General features: G+C 49.1%; 9 protein-coding genes. 6 read left to right on the forward strand and 3 right to left on the reverse strand.

Translation table 11 applies throughout. From position 1 onward, the window contains the following. Position 1 precedes the first annotated feature (1 nt). From AC2T0J_RS21130 to AC2T0J_RS21140, 3 genes are all read left to right on the forward strand, one after another. Positions 2-1,393, forward strand: coding sequence for a uracil-xanthine permease family protein (locus AC2T0J_RS21130; protein ID WP_489807707.1), 1,392 nt, complete (start codon positions 2-4; stop codon positions 1,391-1,393). 280 nt (positions 1,394-1,673) lie between these two features. Next, a complete protein-coding gene (locus AC2T0J_RS21135; RefSeq protein ID WP_489807708.1) occupies positions 1,674-4,070 on the forward strand; it encodes a TonB-dependent siderophore receptor in 2,397 nt (798 codons plus the stop codon). 68 nt (positions 4,071-4,138) lie between these two features. Next, positions 4,139-5,257, forward strand: coding sequence for a purine nucleoside permease (locus AC2T0J_RS21140; protein WP_489807709.1), 1,119 nt, complete (start codon positions 4,139-4,141; stop codon positions 5,255-5,257). Positions 5,258-5,325: 68 nt separating this feature from the next. Here AC2T0J_RS21140 and AC2T0J_RS21145 read toward each other — a convergent pair whose 3' ends face one another. Further along, positions 5,326-6,339, reverse strand: coding sequence for an adenosine deaminase (locus AC2T0J_RS21145; protein WP_489807710.1), 1,014 nt, complete (start codon positions 6,337-6,339; stop codon positions 5,326-5,328). A 249-nt stretch (positions 6,340-6,588) separates the two neighbouring features. On the opposite strand from AC2T0J_RS21145, the gene AC2T0J_RS21150 reads away from it, so the two are divergent. Beyond that, the gene (locus AC2T0J_RS21150; protein ID WP_489807711.1) at positions 6,589-7,917 is read left to right on the forward strand and encodes an NCS2 family permease; all 1,329 of its coding nucleotides are present in this window, start codon (positions 6,589-6,591) and stop codon (positions 7,915-7,917) included. Positions 7,918-8,501: 584 nt separating this feature from the next. Here the strand turns inward: AC2T0J_RS21150 and puuE are convergent. Together puuE and AC2T0J_RS21160 are read right to left on the reverse strand one after the other, a co-directional pair. Continuing rightward, positions 8,502-9,407, reverse strand: coding sequence for an allantoinase PuuE (puuE, locus tag AC2T0J_RS21155; protein ID WP_489807712.1), 906 nt, complete (start codon positions 9,405-9,407; stop codon positions 8,502-8,504). Continuing rightward, positions 9,404-10,057 (reverse strand): TetR family transcriptional regulator C-terminal domain-containing protein, encoded by a 654-nt coding sequence (locus AC2T0J_RS21160; protein WP_489807713.1) that lies wholly within the window; start codon positions 10,055-10,057, stop codon positions 9,404-9,406. Before AC2T0J_RS21160 ends, puuE begins: the two co-directional genes overlap by 4 nt. Positions 10,058-10,465: 408 nt before the next feature. Between AC2T0J_RS21160 and xdhA the strand changes: the two genes are divergently transcribed. Then, positions 10,466-11,908, forward strand: a complete 1,443-nt coding sequence (gene xdhA / locus AC2T0J_RS21165; protein ID WP_489807714.1) for a xanthine dehydrogenase small subunit — start codon at positions 10,466-10,468, stop codon at positions 11,906-11,908. Further along, entirely contained in the window at positions 11,901-14,237 is a 2,337-nt protein-coding gene (gene xdhB, locus AC2T0J_RS21170; RefSeq protein WP_489807715.1) for a xanthine dehydrogenase molybdopterin binding subunit, read from the forward strand. Before xdhA ends, xdhB begins: the two co-directional genes overlap by 8 nt.

Consider the following 14,237-nt stretch of genomic DNA (forward strand, 5'->3'; position numbering starts at 1 on the left):
AATGTCACAGCATCACATACTCTATACACTGGAAGATAAGCCCGGATTTATAGTTAGCCTGACCGCAGCTGTGCAGCATGTACTGGCCAGTTTTATTGGCGTAGTTACACCGACACTGATTATTGCTTCAACACTGGGCTTACAAGCTGAGATCCCTTACCTGATAAGCATGGCGTTACTGGTTACCGGTATTGGCACCTTTATTCAGACTAAAGGGTTTGGCCCTGTGGGCAGCGGGCTGGTAGCCATTCAGGGGACCAGCTTTGCCTTTATCAGCGCATTGTTAATGGTCGGTACTACGATTAAATCACGCGGCGGATCGAACGATGAGGTCCTGGCAATGATGTTTGGCGTGTGTTTCTGGGGCGCATTTGTAGAAATCATCCTGAGTCAGTTTATTACTCAGCTCAAACGCATAATAACCCCTATCACCACCGGTGTAGTGATTATTGCCATTGGTATTTCACTAATCAAGGTGGGCATGACAGACCTGGCAGGCGGTTTTAACAGCAGCGATTTCGGCAGTGTGGCGAATTTAAACCTGGGTCTGACTGTGTTGTTGATAATCATCACCTTTAATGTCCACAGGAACCGTTGGTTGCGTCTATCCGCCATTTTTATTGGCATGAGTATTGGCACACTGATCGCTTTCTTTGCCGGTATGACCGACTTTACGTCGCTAACTTCACTGCCAGTATTCAGCTTTCCACAACCGTTTAAATACGGGTTTAATTTTGACTGGGCGCTATTTTTGCCCGTCGCATTGATTTACTTTTTTACGGCCATTGAAACCGCTGGCGATCTTACCGCCAACAGTTTGTTTTGCCAGTTACCGATTCGCGGCGAAAAATACCTTAAACGGATCCGCGCCGGTATTCTGGGCGATGGTTTTAATTCATTAATGGCTGCCATCTTCTGCACCTTTCCAAATACCACCTTTGGGCAAAATAACGGGGTCATTCAGATGACCGGCATCGCCAGCCGCAAAGTGGGCTACTTTGTGGCGGCAGTATTTGTTTTTCTTGGTATTTTTCCATTTATTGGCGCGATGCTGCAAGCCATTCCCAAACCCGTTCTAGGTGGGGCCACGCTGGTAATGTTTGCTATGGTGGCTGTGGGAGGCGTAAAAATACTCACCAGTGAACCACTGAATCAGCGTAACAGCCTGATTACTGCCTGTTCGCTGGGAATGGGATTGGGCGTGATGATGGTTGGTGACGTGCTCGCCCAGTTGCCGCCCTGGTTGGGCAATATCTTTATATCGCCGGTCACCACTTCGGGGTTAACCGCAATCGTTCTCACCCTTGTATTACCAGAAACTAAAGACGCCAACACCAACAATGAAAGTCTGCAGCCCCACGACTCACAGGCAAAAGCTGCTACTGAAGTATAACCCACAGGCCCTCCCCTATCGGGCCTTAGATTTACGTGGTGCAAAGTTCAGATAATGCTCCCTTAATTGGTGCAATGGACTGAACAATCTTTCACCATTAACAATTAAGTAACGAAAAAGACCACTCAAGAAATGTTTTTATTTTTAAATATCAATCACTTAAAAACAAAACAAACCCTGACCACATGGACAGGATTTTGGCACTAAACCTGCAATGTGCAAGTCTGCATAGCTATATCTCACTTACATTTACAAAAATACCGAGAACATGAGGAACACCATGAAAACGACCAAATTTAGAGTGGCGCCGATTGCGCTGGCCGTCACCAGCAGTCTGATGCTATCAACTGCTGCCTTTGCGCAGGAAGAGCCATCTGATGCTGAAATCGAAAAAATTGAAGTAAAAGGTTCACTGGGTAGCTTACCTGGTCAGGACGTAGAAGCGGTTTTCGGTTTCGGTAAGTCAATTCTGGAAACCCCTCGTTCCGCATCTACCATTTCCGCCGAAATGATGGATCGTTTCGACATCGCCGATATTGATGAGTTGGTCGCCTTCGCACCGGGTACATTTACCCAGTCATTCTTCGGTGTTGCCGGCTCATTGGATGTTCGTGGTACTCCGGGTGAAGCTTATTTTCGTGGCGTAAAACGTTTGGATAACCCAGGGAACTACCCTACCCCAATCGGCGCATCAAGTCAGATTGATATTGTCCGTGGTCCGGCATCGCCTATTTATGGTCCGGCAAAAGTAGGTGGATACCTAAACTTTATTCCGAAGGCTGCCCGTTCCAGTCGCGGACAATACCTTGAGAAAGAAACAGGTGCATTTTCATACACTACCGGTAGCTGGGATAAAAATATCCTGACCGCAGAAGTGGGTGGTCCCGGGGAAATCGCGGGCAAGCAAATGGGTTACTATGTCTACGGTGAGATTGAGAATTCAGATAGCTACTACGACAATACGGCTACCGACCAAACAATTCTACAAGCCTCTTTCAACGTTGATGTAACCGATAACCTGCGTTTCGAATTTGGTGGTATGTACCATGATTACGATGGTAATCAGGTTGCTGGTTGGAACCGTCTGACCCAAGAACTGGTGGACAATGGAACCTACACCACAGGTTCAGCACAACCACTGGATGCCAATGGCGATGGCCTGATCTCTCACGATGAGTTTGATGCTGTTGAAAGTGGTCTTGAGTACTGGGCATATTTAGGTGGTGCGACCACTAATGCCAACCTGGCTGATTATGAGGCGCTAGCTTTGGTTAATCCAGGTACCGCTAAACTAAAACGTAACCAGGTACTGGTTGCAGAAGAAAACCAACTAGGTAATGAATCACTGACATTATATTTCGATACGATTTATTACATGGCCGGTGGCTGGGAAATGAAAAACCAGTTGTTCTTCGACAGCTATGACAACATTAATGAAAACCTCTACGGTTTCTCTCAGGAACACCAAACCTGGGCCGTTGAGGATAAGCTGGTATTTTCTAATCAATTTGATTTTGATTCACTGGTAGCATCTGTGCAAATCTCACCGTCATTCCGCTACACCGATTTTGAACACGGTGATGATTTTCATGATGAGTATTTTGATCGTCGCGATCTGACTGTTGGCCCTACTGCGCTGGATAAAGTACAGTTAGCCTCTCAAACCGGCCAGGATTACAGTAACTATGTCAGCGGTAACTTTATGGATTATGGTATCGCTGCCATGACAGATCTGACCTGGGAAAATGGTCTGAATATGGTTTTAGGTGTGCGCTATGACTATCTGGATATGGAAAGTAAGTACCATATGGATAAACTTTACGCCCCTGAAGAAGTGGATGTTGTAGAAGCTTCAGATACCGACGGCGGTGTGTCCTGGACAGCCAGTATCTCGTATAAAACAGAGTGGGGTTTGATCCCCTACGCGACTGCGTCAGAGCAAACAACGGTTGTTGCCGGTCAGGGTAATGAGCTATACGCAGGTGATATTGCCGGTGGTACTGCGTTATCGGCCTCTGAAATGCAGGAATTTGGTATTAAAGGCAGCTTACTGGAAGACACGCTGTATTTCGCATTGGGTTTCTACACTCAGGAAAGAACTGACCGTAATGCTCAAAATACCGTAACGAACAACACCACCAAATCTGAGGGTACCGAATTTGAATTACGTTGGGTAGTGACCGACCAATTAGTCGTGAGTGCCGCCTATACCAGCTTAGAAGTCTTTAATTTAACAGCAGCCGCTAACGGTAACCAGTACGGTCGCCTGGGTGCAGACGATTTACCATTGGTTGATCCATACTTACTGTACGGTGGTTATGTTGATAACCTCAACTCACTGGAAAACAACCCACGTGCGAAGAAAGCGGGTATGCCAGAAAATATCTACTCTGTTACCGCTACCTATGATTTCCAGAACGGGATCGCTGCCAATATTAACGTTGTAGACGTGGACTCAACGGTTGCTGGTTTCACCGGTTCCGTTAAACTACCTGGTTATACACTGGTTAATGCCGGTGTGGTATATGAGTTAGACAACTGGAAATTCAGCGTAAACGTGAAGAACTTAACGGACGAAAAATACTTCCGTGCTAACTTCCCGGATCTGTTTGGTAACGGTATCGTGTTACCTGAATTACCACGTAACTATACCGCGAAAGTGTCTTATAAATTCTAAGTGTAGAATCACTTTAGCTTAATCGGCATGCCTTGGCATGCCGTTTTTTTATACTCACTGGAGATATCATGCGAGTTTTATTATTAAGTTTATTAAGCTGTCTGGCTATAAGTGCCTGTCAGCCGGGCACGGATGCGCCTGCACAATCCACGGCCGCAGAAACGGTAAAACAATCGGCTGAAAGTGCCGAAAAAATACAGGTGAAAGCGGTTGTCGTGGCCATGTTTGAAATTGGCGCAGACGAAGGCGATCGCCCCGGCGAATTCCAGTTCTGGAAAGAACGCTACGGCCTGACTGAAAAGTTTGCCTTTCCTCACGGCTTCCATGACCTCTACTACAATCCTGAAAAAGGCGTGCTGGGCATGGTCACCGGCATGGGTATTGCCCGGGCCTCATCGGCATTTACCGCGCTGGGTCTGGACCCACGCTTTGATTTAACCAAAGCCTACTGGCTGATTGCCGGCATAGCCGGTATCGACCCGCAGGATGGTTCAATAGGTTCTGCGGTATGGACGGATTATCTGGTCGACGGCGACCTGGCGCATCAGATTGATGCCCGTGAAATTCCGGAAGACTGGTCAACCGGTTACTTCCCACTCTTCGCCAATGAACCGTATCCAGAGCAGGAAGGTGAGGTTGTCGCCCGGAACGGTGAAGTCTTTCAGCTCAATACTACGTTAGTCGACTGGGCTTTTAACCTCACCAAAGATATCGAGTTAATGGATACCGATGCCATGCTGGCTTTACGCAGCAAGTACACCGAAATGCCAGCAGCGCAATTGCCCCCTAAGGTTTTACGAGGCGACCACCTGTCCGCATCAACCTTCTGGCACGGCAAACTGCTTAACGACTGGGCGAACGACTGGACCGCCTTCTGGACCAATGGCAAAGGTAATTTTATGACTTCTGGTATGGAAGACACCGGCAGTTATCAGGCGCTAACCTATCTGGATAACGCCGGCCTGGCTGATAAACAGCGGGTACTGGTGTTACGCACAGCGAGTAACTTTACCATGCAGCCAACCGGTATGACGGCAGCAGAGAATCTGGCTTCAGATAGTTCGGGCGCCGGTTACGCAGGCATGCTGCCCTCACTTGAAGCCGCTTATAAAGTGGGTAGCACCGTGATTGATGAAATCGTGCTGAACTGGGACACCTATCAGGATACCTTGCCGGGTGAGCAATAATCCCGGATGATTAATGCAGACGATTAAAAAATGAAGGGGCCATAAAGGCCCCTTTTGCTTAGTCAGTGCTAGGCGGCTTTAGTCACCAGGTTATCGATACAGCGTAGCCATTTGTTCTTTTCATCGGCGGGTAAAAATGAGCCAACAAAACTGTTTTTAACCAGTTGAACCAGTGCTGTTTCATTCATGGCCAGATGAGTCATCAGGGCCTTGTAGTTATCGTTGAGATAGCCGCCAAAATAGCTGGGATCGTCAGAGTTTACCGTGACGCACAACCCTTGTTCCAGTAAATCCAGAATATTGTGTTGCGCCATATTATCAAACACACACAACTTAATATTACTTTGCGGACATACGGTTAATGCCATGCCACTGTCACGCAGACATTTGATAAGTTGTTCGTCTTCTTCAGCCCTGACGCCGTGATCAATCCGATCGACTTTTAGCAGATCCAGCGCCTGCCAGATATACTCCGGCGGACCTTCTTCACCGGCATGGGCAACACATTTAAAGCCCAGCGCCCGGGCGGCGGTGAACACCTTAACGAACTTTTCCGGCGGGTTCCCCTGCTCCGAACTGTCCAGACCCACCGCCTTAATCACCGGATAATAATCCCGGGCCTGATTGAGGGTTTCAATGGCCGACCTTTCCGACAAATGCCGCAAAAATGACATGATCAGATAGACACTCATTCCCATCTTAGCTTTCGCTTCATCAATAGCGCGCTGAAATCCTGGCATAAAGACGTCAAACCCCACTCCGCGTTCGGTGTGGGTTTGCGGGTCGAACATGATTTCAGTATGGACAACATTATCGGCATGACAATGTTGTAAGTAGCTGCGCATCAACAGGTAAAAATCCTCTTCGTCGCGCAGTACATCTGCGCCCTGATAATAGAGATCCAGAAAGCTTTGCAGGTCCTGAAACTGGTAGGCCGCTTTAATCGCCTCAACAGAATCGTAAGGTAACGACACACCGTGTTTTTCTGCAAGCGTCCACATAAGCTCCGGCTCCAGTGTACCTTCTATATGCAGGTGCAACTCTGTTTTTGGCAACTGCTCAATTAAATGAATTAGTCTCATCGCGTAACGGGCTCCCTCGCGCACTGTTGTCAGGCAAATTCACCATTAAGGTGCATCTTTGAATGGCTCCATGCCAAAATAGCCTGCATCAAACTGATTTATAGTAAGATTGGTCTGTTCGGTACCAACCGTTTATTGTGATATATAAAAGTCTAGCAGATACCAGACCAACTCTTTGACTAAATGGTCAGTTTTTTGCTTGCACTAAGCCAACACACTCAACAATTACAAACCATAAAGAGATTCACTATGTCATCGACGCTGATAGAGCGGCTTTTCAAACTTGAGGCCCACGGTACCACCATTAAAACTGAGGTAATTGCCGGCCTGACCACGTTTGCAGCAATGTCTTATATTCTGGTGGTTAATCCGGGCATTCTGGGTTTAAGCGGTATGCCGGCTACCGGCTTAATTACGGTTACAGCACTGGCTGCCTGTTTAGGTACCATGCTGATGGCGTTTATGACCAACTACCCTATTGCACTGGCTCCGGGTATGGGCCTTAACGCCTTTTTTGCGTTTACCATTTGTATGACCCGTGAAATTCCCTGGGAAGCAGCCCTGGGCATAGTGTTCTGGAATGGTGTGTTATTTTTACTATTAACCCTGACCGGGGTGCGAACCTTAATTGCCGAAGCCATTCCGCCGTCACTGAAAATAGGTGTGCAGTGCGGAATAGGTTTATTTATCGCTTTTATCGGCCTTAAAAATGCCGGTTTAATCGTATCGAATCCGGCCACGTTTGTGACCATTGGCGATCTGTCAAATCCGGCAGTAATGCTTGCCTTAGCAGGTATTCTGTTAACCGTAATACTGGTTAAGAAAAACGTCACCGGCGGGATTCTGTTATCGATTATTTTACTCACCCTGATGGGATTTATTATTCCTACCGAAGACGGCATGTTAACGCCCACACCAGAGGCTATTGTGGGCATGCCTGAGCCTATCAGCGACACCTGGTTTGCTATGGATATTATGTATCCGCTGGAACATTTCACCGAAACCTGGGATCTGATTTTTGCGCTGATGTTTGTCAATATGTTCGATACCATCGGTACCTTGATCGGCGTTTCGCGCCGGGCTAACCTGCTCAATGAAGAAGACAAACTGCCGAAAATTGGTGCCGCAATGACCGCCGATGCATCTGCCAGCGTGGTCGGGGCGGCATTAGGTACCTCACCGGTCACCAGTTATGTGGAATCAGCAGCCGGCGCTTCAGCCGGTGGCCGCACTGGGCTGACAGCCATCGTGGTGGGTATTTGCTTCCTGTTGGCGCTATTTTTAACGCCACTGATGAAAATCATCCCGTTGATGGCTACCACACCGGCACTGGTGATGGTAGGTATCCTCATGATGGAATCGATTCGTCATCTGGAGTTTGATGATCTTGGCGCCACCGCCACAGCAGTGGTAGCACTGATGGCTATGCCCCTTACCTTCAGCATCAGTGAAGGGATAGCGCTGGGTTTTATTACCTATGTAGGCGTGAAACTGGGCACCGGTAAACATAAGGAAATCAGCATGATTACTTATATGCTGGCGCTGGTGTTTATCCTGCGCTACGCCTTCGGTCTTTAAAGTAAAAAATAGACCTGATTGCAAAATGCCTCACGGATGAGGTCTCAGCCGATAACGGCGATGTTTGAACTCAGCCCCCCGTCATGCCGGAAGCGGCTCCAGCCGCTATCCGGTATCTCCTGAATAGTTTGGCTCACTCAATAATACAGGTTCGGGTAGTCAGCCTTCCAGGAAGATACCGGCTAGAAGGCCGATACGACAGTGATGTTTGAAGGCTGCAATACGATGTCAAAACATCCGCTTTTTACCCGTTCGGTTATTGCGAACTATTGGCCGACAAAAAGTTTCAGGTAATCCGTAGGTTTGCCCTGTTTGTCTGCAAATTGGCTTTTTCGCAATTTAGAACTGCGGGGGGTCAAGGGGATCACCCGCTCAGCGGTCGCCCTACGCCCCTTGTTGCTGTCGGCAACCCGACGAATGCTGAGACTACTTCAACGTTGTGGCTGTTTTTGCGGAGTCGTTCTGTTCAGGAGATCCTGGCTCAGAGGCGAGGATGACTGCCTAAATCAGACAGTATGACGGTAATGTTTGAAGGCTCAGATTCTGTGCCTTAAAAATAACAACGTCTCAATGTGTTAACAGAATTATTCTGAATAAGGGAAATGCTTTGCCCAGTGCTGAGCGATTTGCTCTCTGGTACAACACCACACCTGTTCATGGCTCTGCACATATTCAACAAACCGCTTTAATGCAGCAAACCGGGCCGGACGGCCAATTATACGATTATGCAGACCTATGGATAACATTTTTGGGGCATCCTGCCCTTCTTCATACAAAACATCGAAAGCATCTTTGAGATAAGTAAAAAACTGTTCACCACTGTTAAAGCCCTGTGGGGTGGCAAACCGCATGTCATTGGTATCCAGTGTGTAAGGTACCATCAGCAAGGGCTTACTGTAATGCGTATCATAATAAGGCAAGTCGTCTGCGTAGGAGTCAGCGCAGTAAAGAATATCGTCGCGCTCGGCGATTAGCGCCAGCGTATTCGGACTTGTTCTGCCGGTATACCAGCCTGCAGGCGGTTTGCCGGTTAGCATTTTATGACGGTTCACCGACTCTTCAATCTGGGCGCGTTCTTCGTTGATATTCATGTTCTGAAAATGGATCCAGCGCAAAGCATGACTGGCAATCTCCCAGTCTGCTTCCAACATAGCCTTAACGGCTTCAGGATGGCGCTCAAGGGCCATGGTCACACCAAATACCGTTAGCGGAATACTCGCCTGGGTAAACAATCGATGCAGTCGCCAGAAACCAGCACGAGAGCCATATTCATAGATAGATTCCATGCTCAGGTGTCTGTCCGGATAGGGTTGCGCACCAATGATTTCCGACAGAAAGATTTCAGAATGGCTGTCACCGTGCAGCACACAATTTTCTCCACCTTCTTCGTAATTCAGGACAAACTGCACTGCCACCCTGGCATCACCGGGCCACTGGGGATGCGGTGGGTTGGCACCGTAGCCAATCAGATCTCTAGGATAATCACTCATTTCGCGAACTCCGCGTACTTTTCAGGCACAGTGAGACCACAGCCTGACAATATCAGTTGCACCAGTTGCCGGGTTGCTTCATCAAAGTCTTTCCGTTTCATCGCTTTGCCTCGCAAACTGGTAATTTGTGCCGAAAAATCGGCGTAGTGTTGGGTGCAGGCCCAGATATGAAACAGCAGATAAAGCGGGTCTACCGCAGTCATCCGCCGCTGTGCAATCCAACTGTTTAAAATGGCCACTCGGCCTTCCATCCAGGCTACATGTTCATTGCTAAAAAATTTATTCAGGTAAGGTGCACCATTGAGCACCTCCATAGCGAAAATTTTAGACGCTTGAGGATGGGTCCGCGACATGGTCATTTTATCCGCGATATAGTCGGCCAGGGATTCTGCCGGATCGTCGTCTTCGGTTACCTGATCGAAACGTGAATTCCACAGCGACATAATGTCCTGCAGCATGGCCACGTATAAGCCCTGCTTGGATTTAAAATAATACAGAATATTAGTTTTCGGTAATTCTGCTTCATCAGCAATTTGCTGAACTGAAGTCCCCTTGAATCCATAAGTCGCGAAAGCCTTTTCAGCCGCGGTCAGAATTTTCTGTTTATTCTTGGTCCCGATACTACCGTCCATTTTCGATTTACTCGCCATTAATACTGCATTCCTTGTTTTCCACTGAAATTGACTGAGCCATTGAATGTCATCTGGCATCGCCCCTGAGATACCGGGCGGATGTGCAATCATACCAAAGCTTGTCACTTTCTCGTTACATTGTCTCAGTACTCATCCTGTTTTACAGCAAATTCCTGACCAATTAGTCATTTTTTAACGAACCGAGTGGTCAGTCCACGTAATTGTCGTAACAGTGTCCTACACTACACTTAACAGAGACCGTACATACACCTAACAGGCACCGCTTATGATGACGGCCTTTACGCATGCCGGTTAGGCTGCAGCGCTATTTAAACATAAAAAACTGACCAACTGGTCTACTTTTTGAATAGTATTTCCGGTATGGTATGCGCTAATTCGCCAGCCATCTCAGGCCCGGAGCACAGGATGATAAAATTTTTACTTAATAATGAATTGGTTACGCTAGAAAATGATGCTGCAGAAGTGTCTGTACAGCAGTACTTGCGTGACCAGCAAGCGCTGACAGGCAGCAAGGAGGGCTGTGCAGCGGGCGATTGTGGTGCATGCACGGTCGTTCTTGGTGAAATTGCCCCTTCCCAGACAGGCATTTTTTACCGCAGTGTGAACAGTTGTATTACGCTGATAGCTGCTCTGCACGGTAAACAGTTGATCACGGTAGAACATCTCAGTGATGGCAACACACTGCATCCGGTACAGCAGGCCATGGTAGAACATCACGGCAGTCAATGTGGTTTTTGTACTCCAGGTTTTGTGATGTCGATGTTTGCGCTTTATCATACTGACCAGCCCGCCACTCGTGAAACCGTTAACACCGCCCTGTCCGGCAATCTGTGCCGCTGCACCGGTTACCGGCCGATAATCGAAGCTACGCTGGATAGCTGTGCTCACCGCGAAGCCGATAAGTTTACCGCACAGGAAGCCAGGGTACTTGAGCAGTTACAAGCTATCACAGACGAACCGACCATTCCGGTGTTAAATGACGTGTATTTGCCATCAAACCGTGAGGCGATGGCAGCCTTGTTACAGGAACATCCCAATGCACGTATAGTGGCCGGAAGTACCGATTTATCGCTCGAATATACCCAGCAGTTAAAAACATTTCCAACCCTGGTTAGCACTACCCGAGTGAAAGAATGCCGCGAGATAATTGTGGACCAGCAGGCAATCACCGTTGGCGCAGCATTACCGCTAAATGATATTGCACCGGTCCTGCACAAGCATTTTCCTCAGTTACATGAACTGATTGACCGCTTTGCTTCTCTGCCAATCAGGAATCAGGCCACACTTGGCGGTAATGTCGCCAATGCGTCCCCCATTGGCGATATGCCACCTGTGCTACTGGCGCTGAATGCCACCGTCATTATGGATAACGGTAACACATACAGCGAAGTTCCGGCCCGCCAGTTCTTCACCGGCTATCGCCAGACCGTTTTGGCCGATAAAGAGTGGATCAGCGCTATCCGCTTCACCCCTCTCGATGACCAGACGCAGTTAAAAGCGTACAAAGTATCGAAACGCCACGAAGATGATATTTCAGCAGTCTGTGGTGTATTCACGGTAACGCTGGATAATGGCGTAGTGAGCGCCATTACTTCAGGCTTTGGCGGCGTGGCGGCGACACCGGTAAGTTGTGAGGCACTGGAGCAACGTTTACTCGGTAAAACCTGGAGTGAACAAAGCACCCGCCACCTGGGCATGGAAATCCTTGCTGAGGCATTTTCCCCGATTGATGATGTGCGGGCCAGCGCCAGCTATCGTAAACAACTTCTCGCCAATTTATGGCAGCGCTTCTGGTTTGAAACACAATCTGAATTATTAGCCACAACCCGGGTGACAGCTTATGCGTAAACTTGTTGATCAACCTTCACACAAGGCCGAACACTCACCGCTGTTACGTTCAGAAAAGCATGAAAGTGCGATCAGACAAGTCTCGGGAAGCGCGCGCTATGTCGACGATATCCCCGCCCCTGCATCGTTATGCTATGCCAGCGTTGGAGTTACCAATGTCACCAGTGGCACGCTGACCTCACTGGATCTCAGTGCTGTTAAACAATCTCCCGGGGTTATCGACGTCATCACCATCAGCGATATTCCCGGCCACACCGATATAGGCCCGGTGTTTGGTGGCGATCCCATTTTACTCGATAGCGAAGTCAAATTTCATGGCCAGCCGGTGTTCGCCGTGCTGGCAGAAACCCAGGAGCAGGCCCGAGTGGCAGCCACCCGGGCTACTATGACCTTTGCCGAGTCAGAAGCGATTCTGACCACCGATGCAGCGCTGGCTGCCGATGCCAAAGTTCGCCCCACCCACGAGTTTGGCAGGGGCGATGTCGGTAAAACCTTCGCATCGGCCCCTATGACAGCCACAGGCCACCTTTCGGTAGGCGGGCAGGAACATATGTATCTGGAAGGACAGGTTAGCCTGGCGATCCCTGAAGAAGAAGATCGCATGAGCATTTTCACTTCCAGTCAGCACCCCAGTGAGGTGCAAAAACTGGTTGCCGAAGTACTCGGTGTGAAGTTGCACCGGGTGGCGGTAGACATGCGCCGCATGGGCGGTGGTTTTGGTGGTAAGGAATCCCAGGCGGCCCAGTGGGCCTGTTTAGCTGCGGTATTTGCGCTGCGTACCCGGCGAGCGGTAAAAATGCGCCTGCCGCGTATGATGGACATGCAGGTAACCGGCAAACGCCATCCTTTTGAAAACGACTATGACATTGCGTTTAATGAAGCCGGCAAAATGCTCGGTGCCAAAGTCACCGTATCGGGCAACTGTGGCCACTCTCCGGATTTGTCTGATGCCATTGTCGACCGCGCTATGTTTCACGTCGACAACGCCTATCAGTTAGGTGACACTCAGATCACCGGCCACCGCCTTAAAACCAACATTGTGTCGCATACGGCATTTCGTGGCTTTGGCGGCCCCCAGGGGCTGATTATGGCCGAGCTGATGATGGACGTAGTAGCACGTAAAACCGGTCTGGATCCGCTAAGTGTGCGTAAGCTTAACCTGTATGGTGCCGAGAATGGCAAGGTCACACCCTACGGCATGCCACTGGAACAGGATATTCTGGCCGATCTCATTGGCAAGCTGGAAACCGATAGCAATTACTGGCAGCGCCGCGAAGAGATAAAAGCCTTTAATGCATCGAGCCCGATAATCAAGAAAGGCCTGGCCCTGACCCCGGTAAAATTTGGTATTTCATTTACTGCCAAACACCTTAATCAGGCCGGTGCACTGCTGCATATCTACACCGATGGCAGCATTCAGGTAAATCACGGTGGCACCGAAATGGGCCAGGGCCTGCATACCAAAATCGGCCAGATAGTCGCTCATGAGTTTGGCGTGACGCTGGATAATATTGAGGTGACCGCGACACGTACCGACAAAGTACCGAATACCTCGCCCACTGCGGCATCAAGTGGCACCGACCTTAACGGCAAAGCCGCACAAAATGCGTGTATTACCATTAAGGAGCGTCTTGCCGTTTTCTTTGCCGAACAATTTAACGTGCCGGCTGAAGATGTGATCTTTGCAGCGGGTCAGGTGAGCGCAGGCGGCCATCACCTGCCCTTCACTCAGTTGATTCAGAATGCTTATATGGCGCGAATTTCACTTTCAGCCACCGGCTATTACCGAACCCCCAAGATTTATTACGACCGCGATACCGGCTCTGGCCGACCATTCTTTTACTTTGCCAACGGCGCCGCCGTTTCTGAAGTCAGTGTTGATACCCTGACCGGCGAATATACGCTGGATAAGGTGGACATTCTGCACGATGTCGGCACCAGCCTTAATCCGGCCATTGACCGCGGGCAAATCGAAGGTGGCTTTATTCAGGGTATGGGCTGGCTCACCACCGAAGATTTACGTTGGGATGACACGGGCCGGTTAATATCCAATAACATGGCGACCTATAAAATACCGGCGATTGGCGATACGCCGGCACACTTTAACGTTGCTCTGTATGATCGGCCTAACGCTGAAGACAGTATTTATCATTCCAAAGCGGTCGGTGAACCGCCCTTTATGCTGGCCATTTCCGTGTGGTGTGCCATCAAGGACGCCGTAGCCAGTCTGGCAGATTACAAAGTAGATCCTGACTTGCCCGCCCCGGCCACACCTGAAAAAGTCCTGATGGCCATTAATGCCATCCAGTCTGCCGGTGGAGAGCGGTAA

This window comes from Alteromonas sp. ISO5 (assembly GCF_058105165.1).

Coding starts and splice junctions, on each gene's coding strand:
- AC2T0J_RS21130 (WP_489807707.1), top strand. CDS start 2: ATGTCACAGCATCACATACTCTATACACTGGAAGATAAGCCCGGATTT.
- AC2T0J_RS21135 (WP_489807708.1), top strand. CDS start 1,674: ATGAAAACGACCAAATTTAGAGTGGCGCCGATTGCGCTGGCCGTCACC.
- AC2T0J_RS21140 (WP_489807709.1), top strand. CDS start 4,139: ATGCGAGTTTTATTATTAAGTTTATTAAGCTGTCTGGCTATAAGTGCC.
- AC2T0J_RS21145 (WP_489807710.1), bottom strand. CDS start 6,339: ATGAGACTAATTCATTTAATTGAGCAGTTGCCAAAAACAGAGTTGCAC.
- AC2T0J_RS21150 (WP_489807711.1), top strand. CDS start 6,589: ATGTCATCGACGCTGATAGAGCGGCTTTTCAAACTTGAGGCCCACGGT.
- puuE (WP_489807712.1), bottom strand. CDS start 9,407: ATGAGTGATTATCCTAGAGATCTGATTGGCTACGGTGCCAACCCACCG.
- AC2T0J_RS21160 (WP_489807713.1), bottom strand. CDS start 10,057: ATGGCGAGTAAATCGAAAATGGACGGTAGTATCGGGACCAAGAATAAA.
- xdhA (WP_489807714.1), top strand. CDS start 10,466: ATGATAAAATTTTTACTTAATAATGAATTGGTTACGCTAGAAAATGAT.
- xdhB (WP_489807715.1), top strand. CDS start 11,901: ATGCGTAAACTTGTTGATCAACCTTCACACAAGGCCGAACACTCACCG.